This is a genomic window from Arthrobacter sp., from assembly GCF_030540645.1.
Classification (GTDB): domain Bacteria; phylum Actinomycetota; class Actinomycetes; order Actinomycetales; family Micrococcaceae; genus Specibacter.
The window spans coordinates 34,135-35,682 of sequence record NZ_JAUNVV010000029.1; the positions used below are offsets into that span (position 1 = coordinate 34,135).

The 1,548-nt window shown below is 60.3% G+C and carries 3 protein-coding genes; all 3 read right to left on the bottom strand.

The features are described from left to right. Nucleotides 1–293 (bottom strand): hypothetical protein (locus Q4P21_RS07615; protein WP_303388189.1); only part of this gene is annotated, 293 nt, incomplete at its 3' end. An 81-nt stretch (nt 294–374) separates the two neighbouring features. Next, the gene (locus Q4P21_RS07620; protein ID WP_303388190.1) at nt 375–737 is read right to left on the bottom strand and encodes a carboxymuconolactone decarboxylase family protein; all 363 of its coding nucleotides are present in this window, start codon (nt 735–737) and stop codon (nt 375–377) included. A 134-nt stretch (nt 738–871) separates the two neighbouring features. After that, nucleotides 872–1,534, bottom strand: a complete 663-nt coding sequence (locus Q4P21_RS07625) for a uracil-DNA glycosylase family protein (RefSeq protein ID WP_303388192.1) — start codon at nt 1,532–1,534, stop codon at nt 872–874. Nucleotides 1,535–1,548 lie beyond the last annotated feature (14 nt).

Below are 1,548 nucleotides of genomic sequence, written 5' to 3' on the forward strand. Positions count from 1 at the left end.
TCCTGGCCCACGTCGTCGCTCAACGCTGGGTCCGAGTCCACATCGGGGAGGGCAGCTTCGTCGCCGGTAATGGCTTCCCCGCGTCCGCTGACCTTGTCAACGAGGCGTAATCCCAGCTCTTTGGATTCCTCCTTGATGGTGGTTTCCACGTTCTGTACCGTGTCCTGGACGACATCCATCTCCCAGAATGCGCGTGCATTCTTTTTCAAGCTCTCATAGCCGCGGTGCCCTACGCGGGTGCCTGCGACATAACCGACAGCGATACCTGCTATGAATGCCAGCTTTGCTTTCATGGATAGCTCCTTGTCTACGAGGGTGAAGTGCTTGCTTCTTGTGCTGCTGCCGGTCACCACGAAACCGTGGTGGCCCAAATCTTAGCTGCCAGCGTGGTCGGTTCCGTGCTCATGGGGTATTTCACCGATGGCGTTGAGGGCGAGCGTGGAGTGGGCGTAAGCACCGCCGGCCCGCATCTCCGCCGCCACCCAGATGGCCTCCATGATCTGCTCCGCACTGGCACCTTTGCGCTTGGCCAGCTTGCTGTGTCCGGTGATGCAATAGGGGCACTGAGTCACGTGGGCAACCGCGACGGCGATCAACTGTTTGGTTCTTTCATCCAGTGCGCCCTCGGCGAAGACCGCCTTGGAGAAGTTGTCGAACGCTTCCGTCGCCGTGGGAGTGAGTTCCCTGCGGCGTTGTGCTACCGCAGGGGTTGCCTTTGGGTAGAGATCCTCTGACATGAGTCAATCCTTTCCTCAGTGTGGGCACCGCTGCTGTGGGGCGTCCCCATTCCCATCCTACGAAGTTGCTCGGCAACATCAAGTTAAAGCCGTCATCCCATGGACCAAAACCCTGCGCCAAGCCGCTGTGCCCGTCAGTCATTGATGCCGCCGGCGAGCAGTTCCTCCAACCCTTCCTTGAATTTGACGTTGCCGCCATGGGCCGGGTGCCGCACCTTGGGCGCAGACCTGCCGCTGAGAAGGAGGCTGCGGTGTGCAATGTTTCCCACGGCGATGATCGCTTGAATGGAGAACAACTCGACCAATGCCTGCCAATGCAACTGGCCGGTGGCACTGTTGGCAGCCGTGGGTGTGCGGTTGGAGAGCGGGTTGCCAGCCTTGTGGGGGTGGAAGGGATAGGCGCTCCACAGCAGCGGGAGAAAGTCCAAGTCCGCCAACGTCCGCCACATCACCGCGGCGGTGGGTTCATACATGACGGAGGGCAGGTCGGCCGGAGCTGCATATCCCTCATCGGGGCCGAACAGCCCAAAGTAGTTGGACCCTTGCCCGAACAGCATCCTGCGGTCCATGAAAGGTATGCCGGTAATCCGCATGCCCCGGTAGCCGGGAGCTTCACCCAAAAGCATCACTTTGGGTTTGTGCTCGGCCATCTTTTGCAGATACTTCTCCAAGTTCACCCTCCGCAGGGCGTTGTCCGGCACGGAGCCGTCAAAGGGATTGAAGCTGTTCGGCCCGGAATCAGCAGCGGCCAGCTGATCGAGGAAGGACTCAATGGAGCCGGGGCCCGTTGTTAGCATGTCACTTGCGGCCC